The 16165-nt window shown below is 73.0% G+C and carries 15 protein-coding genes; 3 read left to right on the plus strand and 12 right to left on the minus strand.

Features of this window, described 5'->3' with window-relative positions; genetic code table 11:
* Positions 1 to 15: 15 nt before the first annotated feature.
* From purM to ACH4T9_RS22580, 3 genes are all read right to left on the minus strand, one after another.
* Positions 16 to 1170: a phosphoribosylformylglycinamidine cyclo-ligase gene (purM, locus tag ACH4T9_RS22570; protein ID WP_396671682.1), complete on the minus strand. Its 1155-nt coding sequence runs from the start codon at positions 1168 to 1170 to the stop codon at positions 16 to 18.
* A 64-nt stretch (positions 1171 to 1234) separates the two neighbouring features.
* Positions 1235 to 2773 (minus strand): amidophosphoribosyltransferase, encoded by a 1539-nt coding sequence (gene purF, locus ACH4T9_RS22575; protein ID WP_396671683.1) that lies wholly within the window; start codon positions 2771 to 2773, stop codon positions 1235 to 1237.
* Between the two features lie 160 nt (positions 2774 to 2933).
* Complete coding sequence (locus ACH4T9_RS22580; protein WP_396672058.1) at positions 2934 to 3269, minus strand: sterol carrier family protein; 336 nt, start codon at positions 3267 to 3269, stop codon at positions 2934 to 2936.
* A 131-nt stretch (positions 3270 to 3400) separates the two neighbouring features.
* Here ACH4T9_RS22580 and ACH4T9_RS22585 point away from each other — a divergent pair, with 131 nt between their 5' ends.
* On the plus strand, positions 3401 to 5611 hold the full coding sequence (locus tag ACH4T9_RS22585; RefSeq protein ID WP_396671684.1) for a carboxypeptidase-like regulatory domain-containing protein: 2211 nt from the start codon (positions 3401 to 3403) through the stop codon (positions 5609 to 5611).
* A gap of 128 nt (positions 5612 to 5739) precedes the next feature.
* On the opposite strand, the gene ACH4T9_RS22590 is transcribed toward ACH4T9_RS22585, so the two are convergent.
* The 4 genes from ACH4T9_RS22590 to purS all read right to left on the minus strand — a co-directional run bounded on the left by ACH4T9_RS22590 (position 5740) and on the right by purS (position 10339).
* Positions 5740 to 6495: a 2-phosphosulfolactate phosphatase gene (locus ACH4T9_RS22590; RefSeq protein ID WP_396672059.1), complete on the minus strand. Its 756-nt coding sequence runs from the start codon at positions 6493 to 6495 to the stop codon at positions 5740 to 5742.
* A 4-nt stretch (positions 6496 to 6499) separates the two neighbouring features.
* The gene (purL, locus tag ACH4T9_RS22595; RefSeq protein WP_396671685.1) at positions 6500 to 9331 is read right to left on the minus strand and encodes a phosphoribosylformylglycinamidine synthase subunit PurL; all 2832 of its coding nucleotides are present in this window, start codon (positions 9329 to 9331) and stop codon (positions 6500 to 6502) included.
* A gap of 64 nt (positions 9332 to 9395) precedes the next feature.
* Positions 9396 to 10079 carry a phosphoribosylformylglycinamidine synthase subunit PurQ gene (purQ, locus tag ACH4T9_RS22600; protein WP_350880559.1) on the minus strand — a complete coding sequence of 228 codons (684 nt, stop codon included), beginning with the start codon at positions 10077 to 10079 and terminating at the stop codon, positions 9396 to 9398.
* Complete coding sequence (gene purS / locus ACH4T9_RS22605) at positions 10076 to 10339, minus strand: phosphoribosylformylglycinamidine synthase subunit PurS (protein WP_396671686.1); 264 nt, start codon at positions 10337 to 10339, stop codon at positions 10076 to 10078. Before purS ends, purQ begins: the two co-directional genes overlap by 4 nt.
* A 356-nt stretch (positions 10340 to 10695) precedes the next feature.
* Between purS and ACH4T9_RS22610 the strand changes: the two genes are divergently transcribed.
* Both ACH4T9_RS22610 and ACH4T9_RS22615 read left to right on the plus strand, forming a co-directional pair.
* Positions 10696 to 11379 (plus strand): S1 family peptidase, encoded by a 684-nt coding sequence (locus ACH4T9_RS22610; RefSeq protein WP_396671687.1) that lies wholly within the window; start codon positions 10696 to 10698, stop codon positions 11377 to 11379.
* Between the two features lie 63 nt (positions 11380 to 11442).
* Positions 11443 to 12009: a YbjQ family protein gene (locus ACH4T9_RS22615; RefSeq protein ID WP_350880553.1), complete on the plus strand. Its 567-nt coding sequence runs from the start codon at positions 11443 to 11445 to the stop codon at positions 12007 to 12009.
* An 86-nt stretch (positions 12010 to 12095) separates the two neighbouring features.
* Here ACH4T9_RS22615 and purB read toward each other — a convergent pair whose 3' ends face one another.
* The 5 genes from purB to ACH4T9_RS22640 form a co-directional block, all read right to left on the minus strand.
* Complete coding sequence (gene purB, locus ACH4T9_RS22620; protein WP_396671688.1) at positions 12096 to 13520, minus strand: adenylosuccinate lyase; 1425 nt, start codon at positions 13518 to 13520, stop codon at positions 12096 to 12098.
* Positions 13521 to 13573: 53 nt separating this feature from the next.
* On the minus strand, positions 13574 to 14203 hold the full coding sequence (locus ACH4T9_RS22625; RefSeq protein ID WP_396671689.1) for a hypothetical protein: 630 nt from the start codon (positions 14201 to 14203) through the stop codon (positions 13574 to 13576).
* A gap of 185 nt (positions 14204 to 14388) precedes the next feature.
* Positions 14389 to 14640, minus strand: a complete 252-nt coding sequence (locus ACH4T9_RS22630; RefSeq protein WP_396671690.1) for a hypothetical protein — start codon at positions 14638 to 14640, stop codon at positions 14389 to 14391.
* A gap of 29 nt (positions 14641 to 14669) precedes the next feature.
* Positions 14670 to 14804, minus strand: a complete 135-nt coding sequence (locus ACH4T9_RS22635) for a hypothetical protein (RefSeq protein ID WP_396671691.1) — start codon at positions 14802 to 14804, stop codon at positions 14670 to 14672.
* 52 nt (positions 14805 to 14856) lie between these two features.
* Complete coding sequence (locus ACH4T9_RS22640; protein WP_396671692.1) at positions 14857 to 16149, minus strand: acetyl-CoA C-acetyltransferase; 1293 nt, start codon at positions 16147 to 16149, stop codon at positions 14857 to 14859.
* Positions 16150 to 16165 lie beyond the last annotated feature (16 nt).

Below are 16165 nucleotides of genomic sequence, written 5' to 3' on the forward strand. Positions count from 1 at the left end.
ATCAGCGCTGCGTGATCAGCCCCGGGTGTGCTGGCCGACCATCTGCACCCTGCCCGTGCCCTCGATGATCTCGCCGGCCTGCCAGGCGTCGACGCCCCGGCCGGTCAGCGTGGCCAGGGCCCGGTCGGCGTCCTCGGCGGAGACGATCGCGAACATGCCGACGCCCATGTTGAAGGTCGCATCCATCTCATGGTCCTCGATCCGGCCCTTGGACTGGATCAGGTCGAAGATCGGCTGCGGCTTCCAGGTGGAGCGGTTGACCACCGCGTCGACGTGCTCGGGCAGAATCCGGACCAGATTGCCCGGGATGCCGCCGCCGGTGACGTGCGCGATCGAGCGCACCTCGGCCTCGGCGATCAGCTTGAGGCAGTCCTGGGCATAGATCTTGGTCGGGGTGAGCAGTTCCTCGCCGAGGGTGCGCTGCCGACCGAAGTCGTCGATCACCACGTCCAGCCGCATCCGGCCGGCCCCCAGCAGCACGTGCCGGACCAGGGAGTACCCGTTGGAGTGCAGGCCCGAGGAACGCATGGCGATGACCACGTCGCCGATCTCGACCCGGTCCGGGCTGAGGATCTCGCTCTCCTCGACCACGCCGACGCCGGTGGCGGAGACGTCGTACTCGTCCGGGCGCAACACGCCGGGGTGCTCGGCGGTCTCGCCGCCCAGCAACGCGCAGCCGGCGTACCGGCAGCCGTCGGCGATGCCGGCGCCGATCTCGGCCACCTTGTCCGGGACGACCTCGCCGCAGGCGATGTAGTCGAGCAGGAACAGCGGCTCGGCGCCGCAGGCCACCAGGTCGTCGACAACCATGGCGACCAGGTCGATGCCGATCGTGTCGTGGATGTCGAGCTGCTGGGCGATCACCAGCTTGGTGCCGACGCCGTCGGTCGAGGACGCCAGGATCGGGTTCTTGTACTTCTTCGTGTCCAGCCGGAACAGGCCGGCGAAGCCGCCGAGGTCGCCCATGACCTCCGGGCGACGGGTCTGCTTCACCTTGGACTTGAGCAGCTCGACCGCGCGGTCGCCCGCCTCGATCGAGACGCCGGCGTCCGCGTACGAGACCGAGCGTTTGCGCGCCGGGCGGCCGGTGCCGGCCGTCCAGGGCTGGCGGTCGCCACCGGCGCCGGTCGGGCTGCTTCCTGTGCCGCTGCGCTCGGACACGTGCGTCACGGTTCTCCCCTTTGTGGTTCTCGCGGGGTACCGGGGCTGACCGGCGGGCCCGCGTCGGGCGGTGCTATGGGCGGTGTACGGTCGCGCCGCCCGGAGCGGCGACGAGCGGTGCATCGGCGTGCTCCGGGACGCTCGGGGCACCAGCGACTCGGCGTCCCACTCCCTCGAGCACGTGCTTGCCGATCAGGTTCCCGGCCGGCAGCTCGATCGGGTACTCCCCGTCGAAACAGGCCCGGCAGAGCCGGGTCTTCGGCTGCTCGGTCGCGGCGATCAGGCCCGACAACGAGACGTAGCCCAGCGTGTCGGCGCCGATGGAGCGCCGGATGCCCTCGTTGTCCAGCCCGTTGGCGAGCAACTCGGCCCGGGTGGCGAAGTCGATGCCGTAGAAACACGGCCAGTTGACCGGCGGGGAGGAGATCCGGACATGAACCTCCAGAGCGCCCGCCTCGCGCAGCATCCGGACGATGGCCCGCTGGGTGTTGCCGCGCACGATCGAGTCGTCCACGACGACCAGCCGCTTGCCCCGCACGTTCTCCCGCAGCGGGTTGAGCTTGAGCCGGATGCCGAGCTGACGCAGGGTCTGCGACGGCTGGATGAAGGTGCGCCCCACGTACGGGTTCTTCATCAGGCCGGCGCCGTAGGTGATCCCGGACTCCTCCGCGTAGCCGATCGCCGCCGGGGTGCCGGACTCCGGCACCGGGATGACCAGGTCGGCCTCGACCGGGTGCTCCTTGGCGAGCTGGCGGCCGATCTGCACCCGGGCGGCGTGCACGTTGCGCCCGGCGATGGTGGCGTCCGGCCGCGCGATGTAGACGTACTCGAAGAGGCAGCCCTTCGGCTCCGGCGCGGCGAACCGGCTGGACCGCAGGCCGTCCTCGTCGATGGCGATCAGCTCGCCCGGCTCCACCTCGCGGACCACGCTCGCCCCGACGATGTCCAGGGCGGCCGTCTCGCTGGCCACCACCCAGCCGCGCTCCAGCCGGCCGAGGACCAGCGGGCGCACGCCGTGCGGGTCGCGGGCCGCGTAGAGCGTCGACTCGTCCATGAAGACGAAACTGAACGCGCCGCGCAGCTGGGGCAGAACCTCCAGCGCGGCGGCCTCGACCGAGAGGTCCGGCCGGCTGGCCAGCAGCATGGTCACCAGCGAGGTGTCGTTGGTCGAGCCGTCGGCGACCATGCCCCGCTCGGCGACCTCACGCTGCAGCTCGGCGGTGTTGACCAGGTTGCCGTTGTGCGCCAGCGCGATCGTGATGCCCGCACTGGTGGACCGGATGGTCGGCTGGGCGTTCTCCCAGGTCGAGCCGCCCGTCGTCGAGTAGCGCGCGTGCCCGATCGCCAGATGCCCGCGCAGGCTGGCCAGGGTGGGCTCGTCGAAGACCTGGGCCACCAGGCCGAGATCCTTGTAGACCACCACGCCCGAACCGTCGCTGACGGCGATCCCGGCGGCCTCCTGGCCCCGGTGCTGGAGGGCGTAGAGCCCGAGGTAGGTCAGGTTGGCGACCGCCTCCCCGGGCGCCCAGACGCCGAAGACGCCACAGGCGTCCTGCGGGCCGGGTCGTTGGGGATCAAGGTCGTGGCTCAGCCGGCCGTCGCCTCGGGGCACTTACCGCTCCCTCATGCTGGGTCTGGACTGGCCGGGCGGGATCTCGGGGGCGGATCCACGCTTGCTCGGCCGGGACCACTGTCGTCGCCTCAGAGTGTACGCGAATGAGTGTCAATACTGAGAGTCACGGTGCGACCACTTTCCGTGTCCGGCGTGATGGCTAGTCGCCCAGTCGGAGCGGAAGGTGCACGGAGAGGTCAGCGCGGACACCGCTGACCCGCACTCGCCCCTCGGCGACCGCGTCCGCCCAGCTTCGGCGGCCCGTCGCCAGCTCCAACCAGGTCGCCGGGTCCAGCTCGACGACGTTGGGCGGGGTGCCACGGGTGTGTCGGGGACCAGGAATGCACTGAACTGCACCGTAGGGTGGGACACGCACTTCCACCGATCGGCCGGGAGCTCGGTCCGCAAGGGCGGCCAAGAGGGCACGAACCGCCTCCCGAAACACCAGCCGTTCGGGCGTACGACCCTCGTCGAGGGCGGCGAGCGCGGCAGCCACGGCTGCGGACTTTGTGTGCGGAGAGGACACGACGGGACGATACGACCCGGCTCCGACGCTTTCGACACGGCCCTGGGTCGCGCCGATCCGGTCAGACAAGGCATAGTTGCCGACGGCGTATTCGTACCGTGATGATCCCCGGCCCGGCGCCCCGCCGGCCAGGGAAGTCAGACCGGAAGGCGGTGGACGTGTCAACACACCGACGTGCCTGGAAGCAGCGGGCCGGTGTGGTCGTGGCGCTGGTGGTCGGCGTCCTGTTCGCCGCCCCCGCCGCACCCGCCCTGGCAGCCGACATCAGCATCTCCCCTGGTTCGGCCACCATCCAGGCAGGCGGTACCACCGCCGTCAACGTGCAGCTGACGCCGAGGAGCGACGACGAGAAGTTCGTCGTCATCGCCGTGGCGGGTCTCCCGCGAGGCGTGAGCTGTGGGAGCGGCTGCGGCAAGGTCGACTTCAACGGCACCGGCCCGGTGAACCACGTCGTCCAGCTCCGCGCCTCCGGCGACGCGCCGAACGCGGACAACCAGCGGGTGACGGTCAACGCGACCAGCATCCAGGGCGGCCAGAACGGTCGGGACTTCCAGCTCACCGTGAAGGCGAATGCCGCGCCGGAGCCGACGCAGGAGCAGGTGCAGACCGTCAAGTCGGTCTCCGGCAAGGTGGTGGCCACAGCCAACGACACGGCGGTGCCGAACGCCACCGTCATGCTCCAGGACAGCGGCGGCCACCGCTACGAGACCACCAGCGACGGCAGCGGGAGCTTCCGCTTCACCGGCAGCAAGGACCGGCCGATCACCCCGGGCCGGATCGGTATCGGTGCCGTCCGGGGCGAGTTCCGCACCACCAAGTCCTTCGACGCGAGCGCCGGGCAGAGCGTGACCGGGCAGCGGATCAGCCTGGCGATCAAGGTCGAGGTGAGCCCGACTCCCACCCCATCGGCCAGCGAGGAGCCGCTGCCCACCGAGGAGCCGACCGAGGAGAGCCCCGAGGAGAGCCCCGCGGCCACCCCGGGGGCCCCGAAGAACGCCGCCGCCGAGAACGACTCCGACGGCTTCAACTGGCTGCTCATCCTGCTCGGTGGTCTGTTCGTGGCCGTCGGCGTGGGCACCATCGTGCTGCTCTGGATGAAGCGCCGGGAGAACGGCGACGACACCGACGACGACGCCCCGGCCGGTGCCGCCGCGGCGGGCGCGGTGCCCGCCGCCCGGGGGGCGTACCACGGGGCGGACGACAAGACCCGGGTGGTCAACCGGGTCGGCGCCGGGCCGGACCCGACGATGGTCGGCGGCACCTCGCTCAGCGACGCGCCGACGATGATGCAGCGGCCGATCGTGGACGACGTCCCGCCGGACCCGTACGCCGCCCCGCCGTCCGCGTACGGCCCCGGTGGCCAGCAGGGCGGCTGGGGAGCCGGCAGCGGCGGCGGATACGGCGACGAGCCCCAGGGCGGCGGCTACGGCGCGGCCGGGGGCTACGGCAGCGCGCCCGCCTCCGGGGCCGGCTACGGCACCGCGCCCGCCTCCACCGGCGGCTACGGCGGGCACGGCACCGACGCCCCGGCGTCCGGCGGCGGGTACGGCAACGCCCCCACCTCGACCGGTGGCGGGTACGCCTCCGGGAGCGGGTACGGCGGCACGCCCGGCACGCCCGGCGGGTACGGCACCGACGCCCCGGCGTCCGGCGGCGGCTACGGCAGCCGGGGCTACGGCGCACCGGCGGACGCGGCGGCCGGGGGCTACCCGGGCCAGGGCGGCGGCTACGGCGAGCGCTACGACGAGCCGACCGGCCGGTACACCGGCGAGGGCACCGGCTCGTACACCCCGCCGGCTGACCCGTACCCGACCAGCACCTACCAGGCCGACCAGGGCCACAACTACGGCCAGCCGGAGCCGCCTCCGCAGTACGGCCGCGGCGGCGAGCCCACCGGCGGCGGGTACGGCCAGCAGGGCGGTGCCTACGGCGGCCAGCCGGGCGGTTACGACGCTGGTCAGCAGGGCGGTGCCTACGGCAGCCAGCCGGGCGGTTACGACGCCGGCCAGCAGGGCGGCGGCTACGGTCAGCGCGGCGGCAGCTACGGCGGCGAGAGCTACGGCCAGCAGGGCGGCTACGGCCAGGCAGGCGGGTACGACCAGCAGGGCGGGGGGTACGGCCAGGAGCCCCCGCAGCACCGTGGGGGGTACGGCCAGGAGCCCCCGCAGCAGGGGCACGGATACGACCAGCCGACCAGCTACGACCAGCAGCAGGGCGGCTACGGCGACCAGGCCCAGCCGGGTCGGGCCCGGCCCGACGGCCCGCCGCAGCAGGACCGTGGCGGGCGTCGGCTGGACTGGCTGGACGACTGACCCTCGCGGATCGACCGCCCGCACCGCGACGCAGAGAGCGGCTGCCCCGTCGGGCAGCCGCTCTCGCCCGTCGGGGCCGGGGAGGGACAGAGAGAAAGGGGACCCGGCCGAGGGGCGGGCGAGCCAGCTCAGGCGGCCGAGAAGACGCCCTGCCGCAGCACCGGCACCACGTCCGAGACGCCGACCTGGACCGCGACCTCCACGTCGTCGGCAAAGCCGCCCTCGACGAGTTCCCGGCCGGAGACGCAGCCACGCACGGCGGCCGGCACGTCCGGGGTGCTGGCCAGCGCGGCGAGGGTCATCGCGGCCTCCACCGACAACCCGCCGGGCACCCCGGAGAGGATGTCGAGCACACACCCCGCCCCGAGCTGGTCCTCCACGGAGGGTCGCAGGGCGCCGTCGGGCCAGCGCTCGCCGGAGGCGATCACGCCGATCGGGGCGTCGGCCGAGCCGTACCCCCGCTCGCACAGCCAGCGCCCGACGGCGCGGGCGTTGCGCAGGCAGGCTGCGACCACCGGAAGCCCGGTGGCGCTGGCGGCGGCGCTGATCGCCGAGCCGTTCGGCGACGGCAGCACGAGGTCGGCGACGACCGGCGCGGTGCGCAGCGCCGCCGGGGAGAGCGACCACGGGTGCTCCGGGGTCAGCTGCCGGCGGCCCACGGCCGCGACCGCGCCGACCCGGCGCGCGTACTCCGCCGCCTGCTCGCCCCAGGGGAACGGGTGCACCCGCATCCCCCGGGCGACCGCGATCTCCACGGTGGTGGTGAACGAGAGCACGTCCACCACCACCAGGACCGCGCAGACGCGGCCGAGCTCCGCCGCGCCGGTCAGCCCCCAGTCGAACCGGGCGCCGGAGCCGGGTTGGGCGAAGACGGCCGCGGCCAACGTCTCAGCGCTGATCGGGCGCGGCGAACCCGGCACCACCAGCGCCAGGTTCGGTCGCCCCGGAGGGACCGGCGGCCCGCTCCGCGCCGTCGACCCGCTCGGGCCCGCCGTCGACCGGCTGCCCGGACGCCCCGCCCGGGGCGTCGGCGGTGGGCCTGGCCTCGGCAGTCGCCGTCGTGTCGGCGGCCGTCCGATCGGTCACGGCGGAGCCGGTGTGCTCCGGCGCCACCCGATCGGCCGGCGCGGCGACGGGGGCCGCCGCCTCCCGGGCACCCTCGACGGTGTCGACCGCCGGAGCCGGAGCAGCCGCGGTCGCCGCCGGAGCGGTGCCCCGCCCGGCCGGGGCGGCCTCGGCCGACTCCGTCCCGCCGAAGAGCCGGGGCAGCGTGGCACCGTGTACGGCGCGCAGCTCGTCCAGGCCGATCCGGAACTGGCCGCGCACCTCAAGGGCCCCGCCGGCCTGGTCGGTGACCCCGATGGCCTCCCACGGGACCCCGCGCTCGGCGCAGAGGGAGGTGAACGCCTTCTCGTGGCCGCGCGGCACCGAGACCAGGACCCGCCCGGCGGACTCGCTGAACAGGAAGACGAACGGCATCGAACCGCCGGCGAAGTGCTCCGGCACCGCGATCTGCGCTCCGACCCCGCGGCGCAGGCAGGACTCGACCAGGCTCTGCGCGAGGCCACCGTCGGACAGATCGTGCGCCGAGCTGAGGTGCCCGACCCGGGCGGCCTCGGCCAGCAGCTCGGCGAGCTGCCGCTCGCGGGACAGGTCGACCTGCGGCGGGATGCCGCCGAGGTGCTCGTGGGTCACCCAGGCCCACTCCGAGCCGGAGAGCTCCACGTGCGTCTCGCCGAGCAGGAAGAGCTGGTCGTGATCGCCGCCGGTGCGCGGGACGAAGCCCATCGACACGCGCTCGGCCACGTCGTCCAGCACGCCGAGCACGCCGACCACCGGGGTCGGGTGGATCGCCGCCGCTCCGGTCTGGTTGTAGAAGCTGACGTTGCCGCCGGTAACCGGGATGCCCAGCTCCAGGCAGCCGTCCGCCAGACCGCGGACGGCCTCGGCGAACTGCCACATCACGCCCGGGTCCTCCGGCGAGCCGAAGTTGAGGCAGTTGGTCACGGCGATCGGCTTCGCGCCGGTCACCGCCACGTTCCGGTACGCCTCGGCCAGTGCCAGCTTCGTGCCGTGATACGGGTCGAGCCGGGCGTACCGGCCGTTGCCGTCCAGCGACAGGGCGACGCCCAGACCGGTGCGCTCGTCGATCCGGATCACGCCGGAGTCCTCCGGCTGGGCGAGCACGGTGTTGCCCAGCACGTACCGGTCGTACTGCTCGGTGACCCAGGTCTTGTCGGCCAGGTTCGGCGACGCGATCATGCGCAGCACGGTCTCCCGCAGCGCCTCCGGGGTCGCCGGCCGGGGCAGCGTCTCGGCCCGGTCGGCCTGGATGAGGATCAGGTCGGCCGGCTCGCGCATCGGACGGGCGTAGACCGGACCGTCGTCGACCAGCGAGCCCGGCGGGACGTCCACCACGAGATGGTCGCGCCAGGTGATCACCAGCCGGCCCGGCTGGCCGTCCGGGGACGGCGCGGTGACCTCGCCGATGGCGGTGGCCCAGACGCCCCACTTCTCGGCGGTCTTGAGCACCGCCTCCAGCTTGTCCGGGGCGACGACCAGCAGCATCCGCTCCTGCGACTCGCTGGCCAGGATCTCGTGCGGCTCCATCGAGGCCTCGCGCAGCGGGACCCGCTCCAGCCGGACCCGCATGCCGGTGCCGGCGGAGGCGGCGGTCTCGGTGAGCGCGCAGGTCAACCCGGCGCCGCCGAGGTCCTGGATGCCGACGACCAGCTCGGCGTCGTACAGCTCCAGGCATGCCTCGATGAGCAGCTTCTCCATGAACGGGTCGCCGACCTGCACGGACGGGCGGCGCTGCTCGCTGCCCTCGTCGAAGGTGGCGCTGGCCAGCACCGACACGCCGCCGATGCCGTCCCGGCCGGTCCGGGCACCCATCAGCACCACGACGTTGCCGGGGCCGGCAGCTTCCTTCTTCTGCAGCCGGTCGACCGGGAGCACGCCGAGGCAGAGCGCGTTGACCAGGGGGTTGCCCTGGTAGCAGGGGTCGAAGACGACCTCGCCGCCGATGTTGGGCAGGCCGAGGCAGTTGCCGTAGCCGGCGACTCCGGCCACCACGCCGGGCAGCACCCGGGCGGTGTCGGGGTGATCGGCCGCACCGAAGCGCAGCGGATCCATCACGGCGACCGGGCGGGCGCCCATGGCGAGGATGTCCCGGACGATGCCGCCGACGCCGGTCGCCGCGCCCTGGTACGGCTCGACGAAGCTCGGGTGGTTGTGCGACTCGACCTTGAAGGTCACCGCCAGTTCGGCGGAGACCTGGACCACGCCGGCGTTCTCGCCGATGCCGGCGAGCAGCCGGTCGCTCGGCGGGGCCTTCTCGCCGAACTGGCGCAGGTGCACCTTGCTCGACTTGTAGGAGCAGTGCTCGCTCCACATGATCGAGTACATGGCCAGCTCGGCCTGGGTGGGGCGGCGACCGAGGATGTGCCGGATCCGGTCGTACTCGTCGTCGCGCAGGCCCAGCTCGGCGTACGGCTGGAGCTCGCCGGGGGTGTCCATGGCACGCGGCACGGTGTCCGGGCCGTGCGCCCAGTCGCCGGTGGGCGCGGACCGAGCCTGGTCGGGGTGGCGGGCCGCCTCGACGGGCCGGGCCGGGACCGGGCCGGGCTGCGGCGCCACGGGAGCCGTGAACGGCTCCGCCGGGACGGCCGGGAAGCCGCCCGGGTTCTCCCGTACCGCCGGGTCCGGATGGGTGGTCATGACCTCTCCTCGCTGCGCTCGCCGCCGCAGGGGCGGTTGAGCCGACCGATGGTGCCGCGCACGGTCACGCCGGGGCCCCCACCAGGTGCTTGAGCACCGAGGTGAAGAAGCCGAGGCCGTCCAGGGAGGGGCCGGTGAGCGCCTCCACCGCGTGCTCGGGGTGCGGCATGATGCCGACCACGTTGCCGGCGGGGTTGGTGATCGCGGCGATGTCGCGCTGCGACCCGTTGGGGTTGCCGCGAACGTAGCGGGCGACGACCCGGCCCTCGGCCTCGAGCTGGTCGAGCGTCGCGGCGTCGGCGACGTAGCAGCCCTCGCCGTTCTTGACCGGGATCAGCACCTCCTGGCCCGGCTGGAACGTGTTCGTCCACGCCGTGCCGGCGGCCTCGATCCGGAGGGCCTGGTCCCGGTTACGGAAGTGCAGGTGCTGGTTGCGGGTGAGCGCGCCGGGCAACAGGTGGGCCTCGCAGAGGATCTGGAAACCGTTGCAGATGCCGAGCACGGGCAGGCCGCCCCGGGCGGCGTCCACCAGGGTCTCCATCACCGGGGCGAACCGGGCGATGGCACCGCAGCGCAGGTAGTCGCCGTAGGAGAAGCCGCCGGGGAGGACGACGGCGTCCACCCCGCGCAGGTCCGCCTCGCCGTGCCAGAGCCGGACCGGCTCGGCTCCGGCGATCCGGACGGCCCGGGCGGCGTCCCCGTCGTCGAGCGAGCCGGGGAACGTCACCACACCGACCCGCGCGGTCACGAGCGTGCGCCCACGGTCTCGTCGGCCTCGACCACGCGGACGGTGAAGTCCTCGATGACCGGGTTGGCGAGCAGCTTGTCGGCAATCTCCCGGGCCCGGTCCAGGTCCGGTTCACCGGTGAACTCGATCTCGATCCGCCTGCCGATCCGGACAGAGGCGACGTCGCTGACGCCGAGCCGGGGCAGCGCGTTTGCGACGGCCTGGCCCTGAGGATCGAGGATCTCGGGCTTGAGCATGACGTCGACGACGACGCGAGGCACTGGGCACTCCTGACTGTGTACGCAGTTGGGTGCCGACCCACAACGGGCGAGCGCAGCCAGCCTACCTGGCAGATACCGCCTCAGCCGCACCGGCCGGGGGCAGTTCAGGCAGTGATCAACATAACCGGCCGCCCGGTGTCCGGTCCTGCGTGAAACGTCCCGGAGCAGGTCGTTCGCCGCGCCACGGAGAGCCAAATTGTTACATCGGCTTGTCTCGATTGCACCCTTGCCGCGAGATGCGCCAACCCCTACTATCCATCGACAGAACTCTATGCACTGTCGGCGGGTGAACCGCAACCCACGCCGGCGCGACCGACCCGGCGATCCCGGGTCCGAGAGGCAAGGAGTACGTCCCGATGCGTATCCGTTCCCTGCTCGCCGTGGTCGGAACCGCCCTGGTCGGCGTCCTGGGCGCCGCCGGTGGCGCAGTCGCCGCCCCGGCCGGCCCTCAGCCGATCATCGGCGGCGGCACCGTCTCCTCCGCCCCGTGGGCGGCCGCCGTTTTCAGCAACGGCTCGTTCACCTGCTCCGGCAGCGTCATCGCCGCGCAGTGGGTGCTCACCGCCCGGCACTGCGTCAGCGGCACCATGTCCGTGCGGGTCGGCAGCGTCTACTACGCCTCGGGCGGCACCACCCGCACCGTGAGCGCCTCGTACACCCGCTACGACCTGGCCCTGCTGCGGCTGTCCAGCACGGTCAGCACGTCCACCGTTTCGCTGGCCAGCGCCAACCCGCCGGTCGGCTCCACCAACACGATCTACGGCTGGGGCATGACCTGCTACAGCGGCTGCTCCGCCTCCAGCCAGCTCAAGACCGCCAGCGTCCAGGTGACCAGCACCAACGTGACCGACGCGTACGGCGGGCAGGCGATCCGGAGCACCCGGATCAACGGAAACGCGTGGCGGGGTGACTCGGGCGGCCCGGAGTTCTACAACGGGCTCCAGGTCGGCGTGGCCTCCACCGCCGACGGGTCGAGCATCCAGAACTACGGCAGCGTCGCGTACAACCGGGCCTGGATCACCTCGGTGGCCGGTGTCTGACGGTCACCCGTCCCGGCACCCCGTCTGGGGCCTGTCGGGTCGTTGACACCGCGGTCGGCGCGGATGGTCGGCGGAGCGCCGGCCGTCCGCGCCGACCCGTTTTGCAGCATCCGGTCAGCTGACCACGGCCGACGAACCGGCCCCCGGCCGATGCGACAGCATCGAACCGTGCTGGTCGTGACGACGGATCAACTGCCCGGCTACGAGATCCGCCAGATCCTCGGCGAAGTGGTGTCCTCGATGGCCAGGACGCGCAACCCGTACCGCGAGGGGGTGAAGAACCTCCGTGGCGGCGCGTACGACCCGATGGCGCCGGACAACCTGACCCGCTGGCGGACGGACTCGGTGGCCCGCCTCGGCGAGGAGGCCCGCCGCCTCGGCGCGAACGCCGTGATCGGCATGCGCTTCGACAGCCGGGACTGCGGCGAGATGTGGATGGAGATCTGCGCGTACGGCACGGCGGTGATCGTGGCCCCCAAGACCCCGGACATCATGCCCCCGGACCAGCCCATGATCGCGGCCGAGACGGCCAACGACCCGGCGATCACCGGGTCCCCCGGCGGCATCGCCGAACCGGCCAGCGCCCCCAACCTCAGCTCCGCCGCCGAAACCCCCACCCGCAACTCCTGACCCACCCCCGGGCGCGACCCCGACCGGTGCGGTCCCCGCCCCGGTCGCAGTCCCGTCCGGTAGGGGAGGCGAGGCGGGTGGGGTGATCAGAGGATGGGGGGCGGGGAGTAGTTGGCGGCGTCGGGGTGGGCGGTGACGATCTTGGCGATGCGGGTGGTGACCGCGTTGACCTGGGCCTCGGCGGCGCCGACGAAGGCGGTGCGGTCGGCGACCAGGTCGTCGATGTCGGCGCGGGACAAGCCGAGTCGCTCGTCCCCGGCCAGACGGTCGAAGAGGTCGTTCTCGGCGGTGCCCCGCTCGCGCATGGCCAACGCCACACCGACCGCGTGCTCCTTGATCGCCTCGTGCGCGGCCTCCCGGCCGACGCCCCGCCGGACCGCCCCGACCAGGATCTTCGTGCTGGCCAGGAAGGGCAGGAAGCGCTCCAGCTCCCGGTTGATCACCGCCGGGTACGCCCCGAACTCGTCGAGCACGGTGAGGAACGTCTGGAACAGCCCGTCGGCGGCGAAGAACGCGTCCGGCAGGGCGACCCGGCGGACCACCGAGCAGGAGACGTCCCCCTCGTTCCACTGGTCGCCGGCCAGCTCGCCGACCATCGACAGGTACCCCCGGATGATCACGGCGAAGCCGTTCACCCGCTCGCTGGACCTGGTGTTCATCTTGTGCGGCATCGCGCTGGAACCCACCTGGCCCGCCTTGAAGCCCTCGGTGACCAGCTCCTGGCCGACCATCAGCCGGATCGTGGTGGCCAGCGACGACGGCGCGGCGGCCACCTGGGCCAGTGCGGCCAGCACCGCCATGTCGATCGAGCGCGGGTAGACCTGACCGACGCTGTCCAGCACCCGGGAGAAGCCGAGGTGCTCGGCGACCCGGCGCTCCAGCTCGGCGACCTTCGCGGCGTCACCGTCGAACAGGTCGAGCTGGTCGGCGGAGGTGCCGACCGGGCCCTTGATCCCACGCAGGGGGTACCAGTTGATCAGGTCTTCCAGCCGCTCGTACGCGATCAGCAGTTCCTCGGCGGCCGACGCGAAGCGCTTGCCCAGCGTGGTGGCCTGCGCGGCGACGTTGTGCGAGCGGCCGGTCAGCACCAGGCCGGAGTGCTCGTGGGCGAGCCGGGCCAGCCGGGCCAGCGTGGCGACGACCCGGTCCCGGACCAGCTCCAGCGAGGCACGTACCTGGAGTTGCTCGACGTTCTCGGTGAGGTCCCGGGAGGTCATCCCCTTGTGCACGTGTTCGTGCCCGGCGAGCGCGCTGAACTCCTCGATCCGGGCCTTCACGTCGTGCCGGGTGACCCGCTCGCGCTCGGCGATCGCGGCCAGGTCGACGTCGTCGAGCACCCGCTCGTACGCCTCGACGACCCCGTCGGGGACGGCCACGCCCAGGTCGCGCTGGGCGCGGAGGACGGCGAGCCAGAGCCTCCGTTCCATCCGTACCTTCTCCTCCGGCGACCAGAGGGCGACCAGTTCGGGCGAGGCGTACCGGTGGGCGAGCACGTTCGGGATCGTCGTCACGTACCTCATTCTCCCGCACGTCGGGCTCGTCACCCGAGCCAGGCCACCGACACTCACACCGTGGGCACGTCGTGCACCGGGGCGCTCACCACGATGGTCTTGGTCTGCTTGCCGTGGGAGTTACGCGCGGTCAGCGTGTACGTGTGCTTCTGGATGTCGCCCTCCCCACCCGAGCAGGGGAAGAGGAAGGCCTCACTACCGGCCGACGGGTAGTCGTCGGCGTAAATGCCGGGGCCGTCGATCGAGAGGGCGACGGAGTCGACGTTGCTGACCCTCCACTCCACGAGGACCGGGCCCCCGGCGATCGGGTTGACGTTGGTCCCGGCCGGACAGAACGGCTTGTCGGCGACGCGGAAGTAGGTGATGGTGGGCGCGTTCGACGTCGACTTCGTGCCGGACTGGCCACCGCTGCTGCCGGTGCCGCCGCCCTTCGCGCCGCCCCCGGGCGACCCGCCGCCCTTCGCGCCGGTGCTGGCCGTCGCGCCGGAGCCGGGGCCCGAGCCGCTGTCGCCGGTGCCGCCGTCGCCGGGGGTCGGCGTCGGCGGGTCGGCGGGGGCCTCGGTCACGGTGGTCGACGCGGTGGATTCCGTGGAACTCGTGGCGGTGGACGTGCAGCCGCTGGCCGCGAGCGCGGCGGCCAGGACGACGACGGCAGCGGGGCGGAGCAGAGCTCGACCGGGCATGACCACTCCTAGAGGAGGCACCGCCACCGGGACGTCCGGGCGGGCTGGCACCCAAGGTAGGCACATCCAGCAAGAGCGATCCGACCTGCGCGAACACCGTCGGGAAGGCAGCGGGAGCAGGGCGACGGGTCCGGCTCAGCAAAGCGACGTACGGCCCGGCTCAGCAGGGCTAGTACGGGGCCGGCTCAGCAGGGCGTGGGACGGCCGGTCAGGGCGGCGTACAGGCCGGCAGCGGCAGCCTGCTCGGCGTCGTACGCCTGGCGGACGTCGTGCACGCCGCGCTCGTACAGGCCGATCTCCCAACGCCCGTCCGGCGAGCGGCGCAGGAACCAGAAGTCGGGCGGGACCGGCACGTGCTCGTGCACGCCCTCGATCTGGAAGGCGTCCGGTGACAGCCCCACCGCCAGCAGGGCGCCGCGCACCTCGTACCTGTCCACGCCCGGCCTCCCCTCCGCATCTCCTGTCGTCAGCAGACGGCGGGAGCGTAACCGCGCTGGAGCGGGGCGGCGCAGAACGCCGTCGTCAGGTCCTCCTCGACCAGGTACCCGTTCTGGAGCAGCCACGTGATGCTCAGGCCGACCCCGGCCCGCGGCAGGTACACCGGGTTGAGCTGGAACTGGGTGCCCCGGCCGGCGGGGTCGAACGCCGTGGCGTCAGCGCTCCAGGATCGCCGTCACGCCCTGGCCGCCGGCCGCGCAGATCGAGATCAGCCCCCGCCCGCTGCCCTTCTCGGCGAGCAGCTTGGCCAGGGTGGCCACGATCCGCCCGCCGGTGGCGGCGAACGGGTGCCCCGCGGCCAGCGACGAGCCGTTGACGTTGAGCCGGTCCCGGTCGATCGCGCCGAGCGGGGCGTCCAGGCCCAGCCGGTCCTTGCAGAACTCCGGCGACTCCCAGGCGGCCAGGGTGGCCAGCACCTGGGAGGCGAACGCCTCGTGGATCTCGTAGTGGTCGAAGTCCTGCAACGTCAGCCCGGCCCGGGCCAGCATCCGGGGCACGGCGTACGCGGGGGCCATCAGCAGCCCCTCGTCGCCGTGCACGAAGTCCACGGCGGCCGTCTCGGACCAGCTGAACCAGGCGAGCACCGGGAGGCTGTGCTCGCGCGCCCACTCCTCGGACGCGAGCAGCACCGTTGACGCGCCGTCGGTGAGCGGCGAGGAGTTGCCGGCGGTCATGGTGGCCCGGTCGGCGTCCGGACCCTTGTGCCCGAAGGCCGGCTTCAGCGAGCCGAGCTTCTCCAGGCTGGTGTCCGGGCGCAGGTTCTGGTCCCGGGTCAGCCCGAGGTACGGCGTCATCAGGTCGTCGAAGAACCCCCGCTCGTACGCGGCGGCGAGCCGCTGGTGGGAGCGCAGCGCCAGCTCGTCCTGGGCCTGCCGGTCGACGTCCCAGCGCAGCGCGGTACGGGCGGCGTGCTCGCCCATCGACAGCCCGGTGCGCGGCTCGGCGTTGCGCGGGATCTCCGGCTGGAACGGCTGCGACGGGCGCAGCTTCGCGGCGATCCTCAGCCGCTCGCCGAGGGTCCGGGCGCTGTTGAGCCGGAGCAGGGTGCGGCGCATCTCCTCGTTGACCGCGAGCGGCGCGTCGGAGGTGGTGTCCACGCCGCCGGCGATGCCGACGTCGAGCTGCCCGAGGGCGATCTTGTTGGCGACCAGGATCGCCGCCTCCAGGCCGGTGCCGCAGGCCTGCTGGATGTCGTACGCCGGGGTGCGCGGGTCGAGGCGGGAGCCGAGCACCACCTCGCGGGTCAGGTTGAAGTCCTTCGAGTGCTTCAGCACCGCCCCCGCGACGACCTCGCCGACCCGCTGCCCGGCCAGCCCGAACCGGGCCACCAGGCCGTCCAGCGCCGCGCCGAGCAGGTCCGTGTTGGACGCGCTGGCGTACCGGGAGTTGGACCGGGCGAAGGGGATGCGGTTGCCGCCGATGACCGCGACCCGCCGGATGCTCTGCACGATCCCGCCTCCAATT

It is taken from the genome of Micromonospora sp. NPDC020750 (assembly GCF_044334565.1).
In the GTDB taxonomy this organism is placed as follows: domain Bacteria; phylum Actinomycetota; class Actinomycetes; order Mycobacteriales; family Micromonosporaceae; genus Micromonospora.

Excerpts from the sequence above, each read along its gene's own strand:
- ACH4T9_RS22585 (WP_396671684.1), top strand. The coding sequence starts at position 3,401 with ATGATCCCCGGCCCGGCGCCCCGCCGGCCAGGGAAGTCAGACCGGAAG.
- purL (WP_396671685.1), bottom strand. The coding sequence starts at position 9,331 with ATGACCACCCATCCGGACCCGGCGGTACGGGAGAACCCGGGCGGCTTC.
- ACH4T9_RS22610 (WP_396671687.1), top strand. The coding sequence starts at position 10,696 with ATGCGTATCCGTTCCCTGCTCGCCGTGGTCGGAACCGCCCTGGTCGGC.
- ACH4T9_RS22615 (WP_350880553.1), top strand. The coding sequence starts at position 11,443 with ATGGTCGGCGGAGCGCCGGCCGTCCGCGCCGACCCGTTTTGCAGCATC.
- ACH4T9_RS22625 (WP_396671689.1), bottom strand. The coding sequence starts at position 14,203 with ATGCCCGGTCGAGCTCTGCTCCGCCCCGCTGCCGTCGTCGTCCTGGCC.